Annotated in this window: 13 protein-coding genes; 4 read left to right on the forward strand and 9 right to left on the reverse strand. The window is 65.8% G+C overall.

The genetic code is table 11. The features are described from left to right. Positions 1–123: 123 nt before the first annotated feature. The gene (locus ACFVHU_RS15900) at positions 124–1,503 is read right to left on the reverse strand and encodes an MFS transporter (protein ID WP_388025282.1); all 1,380 of its coding nucleotides are present in this window, start codon (positions 1,501–1,503) and stop codon (positions 124–126) included. A 171-nt stretch (positions 1,504–1,674) separates the two neighbouring features. Here ACFVHU_RS15900 and ACFVHU_RS15905 point away from each other — a divergent pair, with 171 nt between their 5' ends. Next, entirely contained in the window at positions 1,675–2,028 is a 354-nt protein-coding gene (locus ACFVHU_RS15905; protein ID WP_388025284.1) for a CHY zinc finger protein, read from the forward strand. Here the strand turns inward: ACFVHU_RS15905 and ACFVHU_RS15910 are convergent. From ACFVHU_RS15910 to ACFVHU_RS15920, 3 genes are all read right to left on the reverse strand, one after another. Continuing rightward, entirely contained in the window at positions 2,025–2,474 is a 450-nt protein-coding gene (locus tag ACFVHU_RS15910) for a universal stress protein (protein WP_105658893.1), read from the reverse strand. The genes ACFVHU_RS15905 and ACFVHU_RS15910 overlap by 4 nt on opposite strands. 50 nt (positions 2,475–2,524) lie before the next feature. Beyond that, positions 2,525–3,730 (reverse strand): NAD(P)/FAD-dependent oxidoreductase, encoded by a 1,206-nt coding sequence (locus tag ACFVHU_RS15915; protein WP_388025286.1) that lies wholly within the window; start codon positions 3,728–3,730, stop codon positions 2,525–2,527. A gap of 164 nt (positions 3,731–3,894) precedes the next feature. Further along, entirely contained in the window at positions 3,895–5,784 is a 1,890-nt protein-coding gene (locus ACFVHU_RS15920; RefSeq protein ID WP_388025288.1) for a BCCT family transporter, read from the reverse strand. 224 nt (positions 5,785–6,008) lie between these two features. Between ACFVHU_RS15920 and ACFVHU_RS15925 the strand changes: the two genes are divergently transcribed. Beyond that, on the forward strand, positions 6,009–7,199 hold the full coding sequence (locus ACFVHU_RS15925; RefSeq protein ID WP_388025290.1) for a S8 family serine peptidase: 1,191 nt from the start codon (positions 6,009–6,011) through the stop codon (positions 7,197–7,199). Position 7,200: 1 nt separating this feature from the next. Continuing rightward, positions 7,201–7,434, forward strand: coding sequence for a hypothetical protein (locus ACFVHU_RS15930; RefSeq protein WP_388025292.1), 234 nt, complete (start codon positions 7,201–7,203; stop codon positions 7,432–7,434). Positions 7,435–7,475: 41 nt separating this feature from the next. Here ACFVHU_RS15930 and ACFVHU_RS15935 read toward each other — a convergent pair whose 3' ends face one another. From ACFVHU_RS15935 to glyA, 5 genes are read right to left on the reverse strand one after another with little or no spacing between them, the layout of a single operon-like run. Beyond that, on the reverse strand, positions 7,476–8,084 hold the full coding sequence (locus ACFVHU_RS15935; RefSeq protein ID WP_388025294.1) for a sarcosine oxidase subunit gamma: 609 nt from the start codon (positions 8,082–8,084) through the stop codon (positions 7,476–7,478). Then, entirely contained in the window at positions 8,077–10,974 is a 2,898-nt protein-coding gene (locus ACFVHU_RS15940; protein ID WP_388025296.1) for a sarcosine oxidase subunit alpha family protein, read from the reverse strand. The genes ACFVHU_RS15935 and ACFVHU_RS15940 overlap by 8 nt, the downstream gene beginning before the upstream one ends. Then, positions 10,971–11,285 (reverse strand): sarcosine oxidase subunit delta, encoded by a 315-nt coding sequence (locus ACFVHU_RS15945; protein WP_388025298.1) that lies wholly within the window; start codon positions 11,283–11,285, stop codon positions 10,971–10,973. Before ACFVHU_RS15945 ends, ACFVHU_RS15940 begins: the two co-directional genes overlap by 4 nt. 11 nt (positions 11,286–11,296) lie before the next feature. Continuing rightward, positions 11,297–12,514 (reverse strand): sarcosine oxidase subunit beta family protein, encoded by a 1,218-nt coding sequence (locus ACFVHU_RS15950; RefSeq protein ID WP_388025300.1) that lies wholly within the window; start codon positions 12,512–12,514, stop codon positions 11,297–11,299. A gap of 2 nt (positions 12,515–12,516) precedes the next feature. Beyond that, on the reverse strand, positions 12,517–13,833 hold the full coding sequence (gene glyA, locus ACFVHU_RS15955; protein WP_388025302.1) for a serine hydroxymethyltransferase: 1,317 nt from the start codon (positions 13,831–13,833) through the stop codon (positions 12,517–12,519). 151 nt (positions 13,834–13,984) lie between these two features. Here glyA and ACFVHU_RS15960 point away from each other — a divergent pair, with 151 nt between their 5' ends. Further along, positions 13,985–14,644 carry a GntR family transcriptional regulator gene (locus ACFVHU_RS15960; protein WP_359199882.1) on the forward strand — a complete coding sequence of 220 codons (660 nt, stop codon included), beginning with the start codon at positions 13,985–13,987 and terminating at the stop codon, positions 14,642–14,644. Positions 14,645–14,827: the final 183 nt, after the last annotated feature.

Raw genomic sequence — 14,827 nt, forward strand, 5'->3', positions numbered from 1 at the left:
CTGCCAGACTCGCAGATCGGCAACGGCAGCGCAAGCCAATGACCAGCCCGCAGGCCACCGAACACGCCCAAGGCCAGCCCCTTCCGTGGAGCTGGCCTTCGGCGTCGTGCTGGATCTTGCGGCTTACTTCTGCATCTTCAGTTCATCGCGGGCGGCATTTTCGCCGTTCACTGCCAGCCGGTCCGCCTCGTCGATCTCGCCGAGGTCCAGCCCCTTGGTTTCCTTCATGAAGAACACGGCCACCAGGGTGACCAGGGCGGCGAACACGATGTAGCCGGCCACCGGAACCCAGGATCCGTAGACTTTGAGCAAGAAGGTGGCGATGATCGGGGCCATGGACCCGGCCACGATCGAGGTGACCTGGTAGCCCAGCGAGACGCCCGAGTAGCGCATGCGGGTCGGGAACATCTCGGCCATGATGGCCGGCTGCCCGGCGTACATCAGCGCGTGCACACCCAAGCCCAGCACGATGGTGGCCAGGATGACCGCATCGTTGGCGGTATTGAACAGCGGGAAGGCCGCCACGCCCCAGACGGCCATGAGCACCACGCCGGTGGCGTAGACCGGGCGGCGGCCGAGAGTGTCGGTGAAACGGCCGACGATCGGCACCAGGATCGCGTGGATCACGTGGGCAATGAGCATCAGGCCAAGGATCGTGGAGGTGTCCATGTCCAGCTGGGTGGCCATGTAGGTGATGGAGAAGGTCACCACCATGTAGTACATGATGTTCTCCCCGAAGCGCAGGCCCATGGCGGTGAACACCCCGCGCGGGTAGCGCTTGAAGACTTCGCCCACGCCGTAGCCGGCTGCCGCGTTCTGCTCCAGCTCAGCCTTGGCTTCCTTGAAGATCGGGGCATCGGAAACGCGGGTGCGGATGTAGTAGCCGACGACCACAATCACCACCGAGAGCCAGAAGCCGATGCGCCAGCCCCACGCCAGGAAGGCCGCTTCGCTCAGCGTTGCCGAGAGCACCAGCAGCACCACGGTGGCCAGCAGGTTGCCCACCGGCACTGCGGCCTGCGGCCAGGAGGACCAGAAGCCGCGTTCCGTGTTCGGCGCGTGCTCGGCCACCAGCAGCACCGCGCCTCCCCATTCCCCGCCCACGGCGAAGCCCTGGGCGAAGCGCAGCACGATCAGCAGGATCGGTGCGGCATAGCCGATGGAGTCGAAGGTGGGCAGGCAGCCCATCAGGAAGGTGGTTGCGCCGACCAGCACGATCGCCACCTGCAGCAGGTGCTTGCGCCCGTACTTGTCGCCGAAGTGGCCGAAGACGATGCCGCCGATGGGGCGGGCAATGAAACCGACCGCGTAGGTCAGGAAGGCCTTGATGATGTTATCCAGATCGTTGCCGGTATCCGGAAAGAAGATCTTGTTGAAGACCAGGGTTGCCGCGGTCGCGTAGAGGAAGAATTCATACCATTCGACGACGGTGCCAGCCATGGAGGCTGCTACGACCCGGCGCAATCCCTTGCGCTCGGCCTTCGATGACGTTTCGCTTGCCACTGTGCGTTCCTTCCGCCCACGCCAGTACCCCCTTTGGAACCGGCCTCATCAGCGAGTATGGCCTAGATCACATCGCGAAAGATAGGCGAAACGAGGCATACTGGGAGGCGGATTCTGCACATTCAGCGTGCATTTTTGCACACGCAGCGGCGGCTGCATGAAAGGTCGAGGATGACGGCTTGGGAAAACCCCGTGCACGAGGTGGCGTTGCGAGGCGTGCGCATGGATGCGCAAACCCGTTGCGCCCACTACCGCTCCTTGTTCGATGTGATCGCGCTGAAGCACGACTGCTGCGCCACCTTCTACCCCTGCCACCTATGCCATGGCGAACTGGCCGATCACGAGGCAACGCCGTGGCCGGCGGACCGGTTCGATGAACCCGCCGTGCTCTGCGGGGTCTGCAGCACGCAGCTGAGCCCGGCGAAGTACCTCGATGCCAGTTCCTGCCCGAACTGCCAGGCCCTGTTCAATCCCGGCTGCAAATTGCATCTGGACTTGTACTTCGAGATGAAGCCAGCCAGCTAGTCCCAGGGCAGTTCGTTCTCTTGTGCAGGCTGCTGCGGGATCACCAGCACCGGACGATGCTGCTTGTGGGCCAGCGCCACGGCGATCGACCCGTCCATCAGCTGGGCCATCTTGCTGCGGATCCCCGGACGGCGGGTGCCGACGACGATCATCTGCGCATCGAGCTGCTCGGCTACCGCGGCCAGCACCTTGGCAGGGTCGCCGGCCACGGTATAGCTCTCGAGCTCGACACCGGTAATCACCGAGGTGATTTCCCAGGCGAGTTCCTCGGAGACCGGGCTGGCCGAAGCCAGCAGGTCGCCCTCGGACAGCTTGTCGGTAATCAGGCGCCCGGAATCAACGTGGATGCACACCAATCGTGCATTCAGCCCGCGTGCCAGCGAACCGGCCGCAGCAAATACCGCCGGGGACATGCCCGATTCCACGCCCATGACCATAGTGCTCATCAGCTCTACCTGCTTCCCTTGTTGGCAGTTCCGGTCGAAGGAACTGCGGTTCACAAATCCTTGAGCGCTATGGCAGGATCGCTGAGCCGGTCAGCGTCGATCTCCCGGCCCACCAGACCGCGCAGGGTGCCATTGACATCCCAGATGTTCACGTTCGCCGCAGCGGTGATTTCCGACCCGTCCTGCCAGAACATGAAGAACTCCCCGGATTCCATATCCCCGCGCACCACCGTTGTATCCCCGGGCGAACCATGGCCGACATATTCCATCCCGAGATCGAATTGGTCGGTGAAGAAGTAGGGAAGCCAGTCATAGGACCTTTCCTCCCCGGCCAGTGTGGCCGCGGCCAGCTTGCCTTGGCGAATCGCGTTATCCCAGTGCTCGACGCGCAGCTGCCTGTGCAATACGGTGTTGAAGGCCTGGGCAATGTCCCCCACGGCAAGTATCCGCGCGTCGCTGCTGCGCAGCGAGGCATCCACCACAACGCCGGAGTCCACTTCCAGCCCGGCAGCCTCGGCCAGCTGCACATTCGGCTGCGCGCCCATGGCCAGCAGCACCAGATCGGCACGCGAGGAGCCCGCATCGGAAAGCACCTGCAGGTGCCCGTCGGCTTCTTCGATGCCGTGCACCCGTGCAGTGCGCACGTCCACGCCATGGGACTGGTGCAGCTCCAAGAGGTGATTTCCAAGCCGTTCGCCGAACACCTTGGCCAAAGGGACCTCGGAGGGCGAGTAGACAGTCACCCTTGCCCCGCGCTGGCGGGCGGCGGCCGCCACTTCCATGCCGATCCAGCCCGAACCCACCACCGCCACCTGGGCGCCCTCGACCAGTTCCGCACGCAAGGACTTCGCATCGTCCAAGGTGCGCAGCACGTGCACTGCGGGCAGGTCGTAACCGGGTATCGGGGTTCGGCCGCCCAGGCTGGCCCGCGAACCGGTGGCCAGCACCAGCTGGTCGTAGTCCAGTGCGCTGCCATCGGCCAGCAGCACCTGCCGCTTGGCGGTTTCGATGCTGGTGGCGGCGACGCCCAGGCGCAATGCGACATCATGGCTTGCGTACCAGGACGCGTCATGGACGGTGAAGTCCGCCGGTTCCTCCTTGCCCTGCAAGAACCCCTTGGACAGCGGCGGGCGCTCATAGGGCAGCTGCGTTTCCTCGCTGACCAAGCTCAGCGCCCCGCTGTAGCCGAGCTCGCGCAGTTCGCCGACAACGCTCGCGGCGGCCAGGCCGCCACCAAGGACAACGATCGATTCCATGCTGCACCCCACTGCTCAACGACGATGTACTTTGATCCTCACACCCCATGGCCAGCTTGGCAACCTCTGGCCAGTTCACTGCCGGGAAAAGAAGAAACCGGCGAGCGGGCCGCTGCCTGCGGCCAGCTCGCCGGCTGTCAGGCATCCGCCTGCCCTGGCGGATGCTACCGCTCGCCGTCCTTCTTCCGGCGCCCGCGGTCTGCGTTCTCCTCGCGGCGGCCAAAGGCACCGCGGGTGCGCGTCACCCGGTAGTCGATGCGGTCATCGACGTAGCGGCGCAGCTCCGGCTGGTCTTCGAGCGTGGCCCACAGCTCGTCGGAGACGTGCTCGGTGACCCGCTCGAGGCGGAGCTTGGCCTCGATGATCTCCAGCGTCTTGCTCTCGTGGCGCAGCCCCTTGATGGTCGCCACCGCCATCATGATCATGATGATGCTGAAGGGCAGCGCCGTGGCCAGCGAACCGGCCTGCAGCGCCTGCAATCCGCCAGCCATCAGCAGCGCCGCGGCGAGCAAGCCCTCGAGCACCGCCCACAGCACGCGGGACCAGGTCGGCGGGTTCGGGTGCCCGCCGGAAGCCAGCATGTCCACCACCAGCGACCCGGAGTCCGAGGAGGTGATGAAGAAGATCGCCACCAGGATGATTGCCATCACCGAGAGGATCGATCCCAATGGCAGGTCCTGCAGGATCTGGAACAGCGAGCCCTCGGCGGAAACCGCCCCGTCCTGGACCATGTCCCCCGCTCCGAAGAACTGGCGGTACAGCCCCGCGCCGCCCATCACGGAGAACCAGAGGAAACCGACGATGGTCGGCACCAGCAGCACGCCCAAAACGAACTGGCGCACGGTGCGGCCGCGCGAAATGCGGGCGATGAAGATGCCCACGAACGGGGCCCATGCGATCCACCAGCCCCAGTAGAAGACCGTCCAGCTGGAGAACCAGGTCTGCGCTTCCTCGCTCTGCTGGAAGGCGCCGACGTCGAAGGTCATGTTCATCCAATTGGCCAGGTACACGCCCAGGGACTGCACGAAGTTCTGGAACAGGAACAGCGTCGGGCCCAACAGCAGCACGCTGATCATCAGCAGCCCGGCCATGGACAGGTTGATGTTCGAGAGCCACTTGATGCCTGCGCCCAGGCCGCTGACCACGCTCATGGTGGCCAGGAAAGTGATCACGACGATGAGGATGACCAGCAGCGTGTTGTCCACCGAATCCACCAGCCCGATGGATTGCAGTCCCGAGCTGATCTGCTGCACGCCCAGGCCCAGCGAGGTCGCGATGCCGAAGACCGTGCCGAAGATGGCCAGCACGTCGATCACATCGCCCAGCCAGCCCTTGACCCGCTCCCCGAGCACCGGTTCCAGCGCCCATCGGATGGAGACCGGGCGGCCACGGCGGTGGATCGCATAGGCCAGGGCCAAGCCGATGACTGCGTAGATGGCCCACGGATGCAAGCCCCAGTGGATGAAGGTCTGGGCCATGGCCAAGCCCGCCAGTTCCCCTTCGGTGCCTTCCCATCCGGGCTTCGGGTCGACGGTGGCGTACATCAGCGGTTCGCCCACTCCGTAGAAGACCAGGCCGATGCCCATGCCGGCGGCGAAGAGCATCGCAAACCAGCTGAACAGCCCGAATTCAGGCTTCTCCCCGTCATTGCCCAGGGTGATCCGGCCCAGCTTGGAGAAGCCGATGACGATCACCAAAGCCACGAAGCCGCCGATGATCAGCATGTAGTACCAGCCCAGGTTCGTCACGATCCAGTTCTGCATCGCGTTGAACGTAGTGCTTGCGGTATCCGGCAGCACGATGGCGAACACGGCCACCGCGAGGATCACGACCAGCGCCGGCCAGAAGACCGCCGGAGCGATCCCGCCCTTGCCCAGGCGCACGCCCTGCCGGCGCAGCTTCGCGGTGATCTGCGCGTCGGTGTCATTTTCTGCAATATGCATATGCACCGGAATCGGCGCAGTATGCGGGGATGCCTCCGGCTCCGCGTCCAGCGGCCTTGGCAGCTCGCTGTTGGACTCCGCGGAGTCCGAGTCGTCGATTTTCTGGGTCATCGTCTCCAACCTTCCTTGCATTGTTGTCCTTCTGCTTTACACCCTTGTAGCTTGTGCGCCCAGAAGCAAGCTGATCTGCGATAAAAAGCTTGCGAAGCCGGGAATGGGAGTTTGCGCAAAGTCCTCACCGCCCCGGGCTAAACGTCTGGCGCAGCGGGTAGGGTGCGAAGTAACTCGCCAAGCACGCACCGGCGTGTGCCGGAAAACCAGCTAAGGAGCCAGCCATGCATACTTCCCGCCACCAAAGCACCGAAGCCGCTGAAGTCCCGGGCCGCTACGTGCTCGTCTTCGACCAGCCAGCTGCCGGCGCCCCTGGCCTGGCCCAAGTCCAACGCGACACCGAACTGCCCCAGCTGCTGGCCGAACAGGGCTACTCCACCAGCGAATACTTCCCGATGCTGGGCATCGCGGTGGTCTCCAGCGGCACCGAGCAGCTGGAGGACTTCCGCCAGCGCTGCGCCGGGCATCGGCTGCCGGCCTCGGTGGTGCCGGAACTGGTCTACCGGATTCTGCCCGATGCCGCCAAGGCCCCGGGCCAGTCCCCGTTCGCGGACACCGCGGAATTCACCTGGGGCCTGCAGGCGGTGGGCGCAGAGCTGTCCAGCTACACGGGCAAGGGAATCAACGTGGCTGTGCTGGATACCGGCTTCGACAGCGCGCACCCGGATTTCGCCGGCCGCACCGTGGATGCCAAGTCCTTTGTCGATGGCGAGGACGCCAACGACGGCCATGGGCATGGCACCCACTGCATCGGCACCGCCTGCGGTCCGCGCGACCCGCGGCAGGGACCGGGCTATGGGGTCGCCACCGAGGCCAATATCTTCGCCGGAAAGGTGCTGGGCAGCAACGGATCGGGCTCCGACTCCACGATCCTGGCCGGAATCAACTGGGCGCTGGAAAACAAGTGCGAGGTCATCTCGATGTCCCTCGGTGCCGACGTGAGAACCGTGCACCCGCCCTATGTCACCGCTGGGCGGCGCGCCCTGGAGCTGGGCTCGCTGATCGTGGCCGCCGCCGGCAACAACGCGCAGCGCTCCGCCGGGAACCCGGGGTTCGTCGGCGCCCCGGCCAACAGCCCCTACATCATGGCGGTGGCCGCCGTGGATCCGCACCTGGCCGTCGCCGACTTCTCGGCACAGGCGCTGGATGCCCAGGGCGGCGCAGTGGATATCGCCGGCCCCGGCGTGGACATCTACTCTGCTTGGCCGGGAGAAAAACGCTACAACACGATCAGCGGCACCTCCATGGCCACCCCGCATGTGGCCGGCGTGGCCGCGCTGCTGGCCGAATCCACCGGGCTGCGTGCCCAAGAGCTGTGGGACAAGCTCCTGTCCACCTCCCGCGATGCCGCGCTGCCTGCTGAGGATGCCGGTGCCGGGCTGGCCCAAGCCCCGGCCGGGGCGGAAGGCCACTAGGATGTGCGGCGTCCAGGTGCACATCTACGTGGTCACCGTGGTGGCCAGCGTGGCCCCCGAATCCATCGTTGACCAGCTGCAAGCCCGCGGACTGCAGGTTAAGCAGGTGCTCGCTGCCCTGGGCCAGATTATTGGCGAGGGCAGCGAGCAGGTGGCCGCAGCGCTGCGGGATCTCGACGCGGTCGAATCGGTTGATGCCCAGCAGCGCTACCGGGCCATCGACGAGGGCAGCTAGCGCAGGATCACCGTGCGCTGCGCGCACCGCGCAAGGCCGGGCTATGGCACCGCTGGCGCGGCGAACTCTGCCATGGCATCGAGCAGCCAGCGCACGGCGTGCTCGGTGAACGAGGCGCGCGGCATGATCCGCCAGCTCTGCTCACCGGTGCGCCACAGCAGCACCGGAATATTCGCCAGCGAGGTGCTGATCGCCTGGTTCACCCCGAAGGCGCGCGGGTGCAGATCCGCCGGGCAGCTCTTGCGCAGCACCAGCGGCGCATCCGGGCCGGAAAGTTCCAGCACGCTGCGGTTGGCCGAGAGGTCCACCACCTGCCCGGGCTGCTCGCCCAGGGCCGCGGTCAGCGCCCCGGCCAGCTCGGCGTTCCCGGCACTGGTGGCCAGGAACTCATCCGGCGCCAGCCACAGCACCGCAATGCCCGGCACCTCGCCGGCCACCTGGCCCACCGCGGCGGGCAAGCCCACGCCGGTGGCCGCGGCCACCGCCGCATGCGCCGGACTGCCCGGCGCGCAGCGAAGCGAGATCTGGGTGGCGAAGGCGATTTCGCGCAGGCCCACGCGGCCGGCGATGCTGGCCGCTTCCATTTCCTGGGCCAGGTGCTGCGCGGGGGAACGGCGTACTTCGCTGTCAATCATGGTGTTGCTAGCCATCGCGACGGCTTCCTTCCGGGTCGTAGAGCACGGTTTCACAGACTTCGACGTCGACCAGCTGGCCGCCCACCGGGGTCTTGAGCACTTCGCCAATGCGGCTGCGCCCGTTCTTGATCAGCGCCAGGCCGAAGGTGCGTCCCAGCGCCGGCGAGTCGTAGAAGCTGGTGACCCAGCCTTCCATCGGGGTGATGCCCTCGGCGGCCACCGCGTCGGCGGCCACCAGCGCGGCGCCCTCGGGCAGCCGCAGGGACTTGTCCACCGGCAGCACCGAGACCAGGTGCTTGCGGTCCTCCCGGAGGTTGTCCGCCCGGGAGTAGGAGCGGTTGCCGATGAAGTCCTTGACCTTGGAGACCACCCATTCCATGCCGGCATCCTGCGGGGTCACCGTGCCGTCGGTGTCCTGCCCGACGATGATGAAGCCCTTCTCGGCGCGCAGCACGTGCATGGTTTCGGTGCCGTACGGGGTGATGCCGTATTCCTGGCCGGCGGCGTACACGTCTTCCCAGACGCGCAGCCCGTGCCAGGCCGGCACCGCGATTTCGAAGGCCAGCTCCCCGGAGAAGGAAATGCGCGAGATGCGCGCTTCGATCCCGGAATCCAGCACCACGTCCTTGAAGGCCATGAACTTGAAGCCCTCGTTGGACACGTCCACGGTGGAGGCGACCTTGGCGATCACCTCGCGCGATTTCGGCCCGACCACCGCGACGGTGGCCAGCTGCTCGGTGACCGAGGTGCACACGACATCCAGCTCGGGCCATTCGGTCTGCAGCCACTCCTCCAGCCAGTCCAGCACGTCGCCCGCGCCGCCGGTGGTGGTGTGCAGCAAGAAGCGGTCCTGCGCCAGGCGCAGGGCTACCCCGTCGTCGAAGATCATGCCGTCGGCCTTGCACATCACGCCGTAGCGGCCCATGCCGACCTTCAGCTTGGTGTAGCCGTTGGTGTAGATGCGGTTCAGGAACTCGGTCGCATCCGCCCCGCGGATCTCGATCTTGCCCAGCGTGCTCGCATCGAGCATGCCCACCGAAGCGCGCACCGCGGCGGACTCGCGGTAGACCGCCTGGTCCATGGTTTCCCCCGGCTGCGGGTAGTACCAGGGGCGCTTCCACTGCCCGACGTCCTCGAAGGCCGCCCCGTGGGCCAGGTGCCAGGAGTGCATCGCGGTGATGCGCGCCGCATCCAGCTGCTGCCCGCGGTTGCGCCCGGCCAGGGCCGCGAAGGCCACCGGGGTGTAGGGGGCGCGGAAGGTGGTGGTGCCGATCTGCGCCGGGTTCTCGATGCCCAGCACCGCGGCGATCACGCCGATCGCCGCCACCCCGGAGGTCTTGCCCTGGTCGTTGGCGGTGGAGATCGAGGTGTACCGCTTGATGTGCTCCACCGACTTCATGCCCGCGCCGGTGGCGCGCAGCACGTCGGCCACGGACTGGTCGCGCTGCAGGTCCACGAAGTGGGCCGTGTAGTTCGCGGCGTCATCGCCCTTGGCCGATGGCACCAGCCAGACCGGACGGGTCTGGCCCAGCGCGGTCTCCAACGCCTGCGGGGTGCGGGCCACGGTGGCGAATCCTGCCGCGGTGGCGGCCGCGGCGCCGGTGGCGGCCCCGGTGGACAGGGCGCTGGCGGTATCCAGGCGCCCGGTCACCGCGCCGGCCAGGTGCTGGTTGGCCACCGCGGCGGCCGGGACGAAGGCGTGGATGGTGGTATCCCAGTCCAGCTTGCCCTGGCGCTGGGAGTGCAGGTGCACCACCGGGTTGAAGCCGCCGGCCACGGCCAGCACATCGGCTTCGAAGCGCTGGGCGGCCCCCAGTTCGCGGTGCTCGTCGAGCGTTGCGACCACGATGGCCGACAGCTCGCCCTCGGCATCCGCTTCGGTATCCACCACCACCGAACCCGGGATCACGGTGACTCCCTCGGCCACGGCGGCCGCGGCGGCGGCCGAAATGTTCTGCCGGGCGTCGATCACGGCAACCACCCCGCCGCTGGCCGCCAGTTCGGCTACCAGCTCGTAGGCCGAGTCGTTGGTGGTGGCCACGGCGATCTTCTGCCCGGCGCGCACGCCGTAGCGGTTCAGGTAGCTGCGCACCGCGCCGGCGAGCATGATGCCCGGGCGGTCGTTGTTCTCGAAGACGATCGGGCGCTCGTGGGCGCCGGTGGTCAGCACCACCTGCTGGGCGCGGATATGCCAGATGCGCTCGCGGGATACCCCGGGCCCGGACGGACCGTCAAGGTGCACGGTGCGGCGCTGCGCGGCGATCAGGTAGTTCGCGTCGTAGGACCCGAAGACGGTGGTGCGCTGCAGGTGGGTGGTTTCCTCGGCCGCGGCCAGTTCGCCGGTGACCTGCTCGATCCACTGGCTGCTGTCCAGGCCGTCGATCTGCTCCCCGGCGGTGTCCAGCAAGGTACCCCCGGCCTCGGCGCGCTCGTCGAGCAGCATCACCCGGGCCCCGGAGCGCGAGGCTTCGCGGGCCGCGGCCAGGCCGGCCGGACCGGCGCCGACCACCAGCACGTCGGTGTGCACGTGCACGTGGTCGTAGTAGGCCGGATCGGTGGCCGGGTCAAGCACGCCCAGGCCCGAAAGCAAGGTGGCGTCCAGCCCGTCGGTGACCGCAACGGTGGTGGCCGGCAGCATCGACTCGTCGATGTCCTGCTCATGCCGGGCGCCGACGGTGACCAGCGCGTTGGGCTCCTCGACCCCGGCGGCGAAGATGCCGCGCGGGCGGTCCAGGTACAGCGAGTTGCCGGCCTTGCGCAGCCCGTTGGCCAGCATGGCGCTGGCCACGGTGTCGCCGCGGAAAGCGGAGAGCTGCGCGCCGCCAATGGACAGGGCCAGTGGTTCCTCGCGGTTGATGCGGGCGCGGGTGCTCTGCGCTGCAGGCAGGCGTTGCGGCTTGCTCATCGGGTGCCTCCTTCGGCGCTGCGGATGTCGGTGGTGCTCAGTTCGGGGCGTGGTTCGCTGGCCTGGTAGATGGCCTTGAACTCGTAGGTGACGGTGTCGCGCAGGGCGTTGAACCACTTGCGGCAGCCGCCGGCGTGGACCCAGCGTTCGGCGAAGATGCCCTTCTTGTTCTGCCGGTAGAACAGGTAGCGGGACCATTCCTTGTCGCTCAGGGAGCTCGGGTCCGCCGGGTAGGCCACGTGGGCTTCTCCCCCGTACTTGAATTCGTTCTCATTGCGTGGCCCGCAGTTCGGGCAATCAATCAGCATCATGGCGGTTGCTCCTAGTGTGCGACGGCTGCTGCGCCGTGCTCGTCGATCAGGTGGCCGGTTTCGAAGCGATCCAGGCTGAACGGCTTGTTCAGCTCGTGCGGCTCGTCGTTGGCGATGGTGTGCGCCAGGGTGAATCCGGCACCCGGGGTGCCCTTGAATCCGCCGGTGCCCCAGCCGCAGTTCACGTACAGGTTCTGGATCGGGGTCTTGGAGATGATCGGCGAGGCGTCCATGGTGGTGTCCACGATGCCGCCCCAGGTGCGCAGCACATGCGCCCGGGCGAAGATCGGGAACAGCTCCACGGCCGCGGCCATCTGCTCCTGGATGACGTGGAAAGCGCCGCGCTGCCCGTAGCCGTTGTAGTTGTCGATGCCCGCGCCCATGACCAGCTCCCCCTTGTGGGCCTGGGAGACGTAGACGTGGATGTGGTTGGACATGACCACCGTCGGGTGCACCGGTTCGAACAGCTCGGAGACCAGTGCCTGCAGCGGGTGGGACTGGATCGGCAGTTCGAAGCCGGCCATTTCGGCCAGCACCGAGGAGTGCCCTGCCCCAGCCAGGGCGACCTTGCCCGCGTGGATGGTGCCGCGGGTGGTCTTCACGCCGGTGACCTTCTCGCCGTCCTTGATGAAGCCGGTGACTTCGCAGTTCTGGATGATATCCACGCCCAGCTCGTTGGCCTTGCGGGCGAAGGCCCAGGCCACGTGGTCGTGCTTGGCGATGCCGGCACGCGGCTGCCAGGTCGCGCCCATGACCGGGTAGCGGATGTCGTCGCCGAAGTTGATGATCGGGCAGGCTTCCTTGACCTGGGAAGGGTCCAGCCATTCGGCATCCACGCCGTTAAGCTTGTTCGCTTCCACGCGGCGCACGGATTCGCGCACGTCGCCCAGGGTGTGGGCCAGGTTCATCACGCCGCGCTGGGAGAACAGGAAATCGTATTCCAGGTCCTCGGGCAGCTGCTCCCACAGCTTCAGCGACTTCTCGTAGATGCCCGCCGACTCGTCCCAGAGGTAGTTGGAGCGGATGATGGTGGTGTTACGGGCCATGTTCCCGCCGGCCAGCCAGCCCTTTTCCAGGACGGCGACGTTGGTGATGCCGTGGTTCTTGGCCAGGAAGTAGGCGGTAGCCAGGCCATGGCCGCCGCCTCCGACGATCACTGCGTCGTAGGACTTCTTCGGTTCCGGGTTGGCCCAGAGGAATTCCGGGTGCTCAGGCAGCAGATCAGCCATGGCTATTCTCCAATCTTCTTCAGGTTCGGGTACAGCGGGTGGGCCGCGGCAAGCTGCAGAACACGATCCTTCAGCTCCGGCAACACCGCCGCATTACCCTCAGCACCAGCAATCAACGTCTGCGCAATGATCTCCGCAACCTCAGCAAACGCAGCCTCCGAGAAACCACGGGTAGCCAACGCCGGAGTACCAATACGCAACCCCGAAGTCACCATCGGCGGACGAGGATCAAACGGCACCGAATTGCGGTTCACCGTGATCTCCACCTGAGCCAAAAGATCCTCACCCTGCTGCCCATCCAACTCGCTATTACGCAAGTCAACCAGCACCATGTGAACATCCGTGCCACCAGTCAAAACGCTGATGCCCTTGGCCACAACATCTTCCTGGGTCAAGCGCTCAGCCAAGATCCGCGCACCAGCCAAGGTCCGCTCCTGGCGCTCCTTGAACTCCGGCGAAGCGGCAATCTTGAACGCCACCGCCTTGCCAGCAATCACGTGCTCCAACGGACCACCCTGCTGGCCAGGGAACACCGCCGAGTTCAACTTCTTCGCGATCTCCGCATCATTCGAGAGAATAATGCCGCCACGTGGACCCGCCAGGGTCTTATGGGTCGTGGAGGTCACTACGTGAGCGTGCGGAACCGGCGAAGGATGCAACCCGGTTGCCACCAAGCCAGCGAAGTGCGCCATGTCCACGAACAGGTACGCGCCGACCTTGTCAGCGATTTCGCGGAAGCGCTTGAAGTCCAGCTGGCGAGGGTACGCCGACCAGCCTGCAACGATCATCTTCGGCTGATTCTCGATGGCAAGGCGCTCCACCTCGTCCATGTCCACCTCATAGGTTTCCTCGTCCACACCGTAAGGAACGATGTTGAACAAGCGGCCCGAGAAGTTCAGCTTCATGCCGTGGGTCAGGTGGCCACCGTGGTTCAGGTTCAGGCCGAGCACGGTATCGCCCGGGCGAACCAGCGCGTGGTATACCGACGCGTTGGCCTGCGCACCCGAGTGCGGCTGCACGTTGGCGAACTTCGCCCCGAACAGGTCCTTGAGCCGCTCGATCGCCAGCGTCTCGATGACATCAACTTCCTCGCAACCGCCATAGTAGCGGCGGCCCGGGTAGCCCTCGGCATACTTGTTGGTCAGTACCGAACCCTGCGCCTGCATGATTGCTTGCGCAGTGTGGTTCTCCGAAGCGATCATTTCCAGGCCGCGCTGCTGGCGAGCCAGCTCAGCGTCAATACGCTGCGCTACTTCCGGGTCGAGATGCGCGAGGTCCGCGGTTAGGGAATCTGCCGAGAGAGTTGAAGCTTGTGCCATTGCCCATTCCTAAATGTATGAATTGCCGACAACTGATATATCAATCTGCGATTCACTGTATGATGGAAGCCACAGCCCGGTCAATGGGTAACCCGAAATTATTTCAGCGTGCAGCAATCACGCGGTATGGAGCAGAGAAAACGGAGGCAAGATGACACTCGCCACACAGCTTCCCGTGGGCGTCGAGTCCCTGGCTGAACGCGCTTACCTGGTTCTGCGAGACCGGCTCATCATGATGGACATCGCCCCCGGCGACCCGATCAACGAAGCCCATCTGGTCAACGAACTCGGGGTCGGCCGCACGCCATTGCGCGAGGCGCTCAAGCGCCTGGAGGTCGACCACCTGGTGCAGTCCTATCCGCGACGCGGCACCTTTGCCACCCGTGTGGACATCACGGAGCTGGCCGATATCACCGAAGTCCGCGAAGCCCTGGAACCCCTCGCCGCGGCCAAGGCAGCAGCCCTGCATGGCGGCAGCGCTCGCAGTCGCATCGAAGCAACGCTCCAAGCTGTCAGCCAGCTGTCGGGCGCGAATCTCCGGCGCACGTTGATGGAGAACGACCTGGAAGTGCACCGGCTGATCTACCAAGCGGCCGGCAATCACCACCTGGAGCAGACACTGATCCGCCTGGATAACCTTGCCACCCGCATCTGGTGCATGGCCCTGGATCGCCTGCCGAGCATCGACGAGCACATTGAAGAACACATCTCGCTGCTCCAAGCCATCCTCGACGGCGACGCGCAGCTGGCACAGGAGTTGGCCCTGGAGCACATCGTGCACTTCGAGGCATCGGTGCGATCCGTTCTCTAGCCGCGGCTTCACCGCTGGAGCGATGCCATGCACTGCGGAAAAATACTTATCCCCATTTCCCAGAATCGAAGACATGTTCGAACAAGCAAAGTATAATTAGAACATGTCCGAAGCAAAGGCGCACGGAAACAGCCTCACCCCACCAGCACCCCCCGAGGAATTCGACCTCCACGTCCAAACCGT

The organism is Glutamicibacter sp. NPDC127525, assembly GCF_042672105.1.
In the GTDB taxonomy this organism is placed as follows: Bacteria; Actinomycetota; Actinomycetes; order Actinomycetales; family Micrococcaceae; genus Glutamicibacter.